Source organism: Streptomyces milbemycinicus (assembly GCF_002154605.1).
Lineage (GTDB): Bacteria > Actinomycetota > Actinomycetes > Streptomycetales > Streptomycetaceae > Streptomyces > Streptomyces milbemycinicus.
In genome coordinates, this window is sequence record NZ_MUNE01000756.1 from 1 (window position 1) to 708 (window position 708).

The 708-nt window shown below is 71.9% G+C and carries 1 protein-coding gene and 1 pseudogene; both read left to right on the plus strand.

Features of this window, described 5'->3' with window-relative positions:
- Window positions 1-304 (plus strand): annotated as a pseudogene (locus CCN51_RS45230) (UbiD family decarboxylase domain-containing protein); the annotation flags it as partial.
- A gap of 58 nt (window positions 305-362) precedes the next feature.
- Window positions 363-708: UbiA family prenyltransferase (locus CCN51_RS45235; protein WP_170061371.1), on the plus strand; the 346-nt coding region annotated here is incomplete at its 3' end.

Below are 708 nucleotides of genomic sequence, written 5' to 3' on the forward strand. Positions count from 1 at the left end.
GTCGCTGACCAAACTGATCGTCGTGGTCGACGCCGACTGCGACGTCCACGATCTGCACGAGGTGTCCTGGCGGGCGCTGGGGAACACCGACTACGCCCGCGACCTGACTGTCGCCGAGGGCCCGGTCGACCATCTCGACCACGCCTCGTACCAGCAGTTCTGGGGCGGCAAGGCGGGCATCGACGCCACGGCGAAGTGGCCCGAGGAGGGCTATACGCGCGACGGCGGCTGGCCGCGGATGGTCGAGTCCGACCCCGAGACGGCCGATCGGGTGACACGGCGATGGAAGGAGTACGGGCTGTGACAGGCGCGGCGAGAACGGAGGCGGGCGGCGTGGGCACGCCGCTCGCCGGGGTGGCCCGATGAGCGCTGACTCCGCGACCCCCGGCATCCTCGGCCCCGAATCCGCGCCGCCCGGCCGCGTCCGCGCCTTTCTGCGGCTGGTGATGATCGAGCACTCGGTCTTCGCGCTGCCCTTCGCCTACATCGCCTCGCTGACCGCGATGCAGCTGTGGGACGGCACGGTCCACTGGCTGCGGCTGCTGCTGGTGACGGTCGCCATGGTGGGGCTGCGCACCTTCGCCATGGCCTGCAACCGGATCATCGACCGGGAGATCGACGCCCGCAATCCGCGCACCGCTGGGCGCGAGCTGGTCACCGGCGCCGTGCCGGTGCGCTCCGCCTGGATCGGCGCGCTGGTCGCGCTCG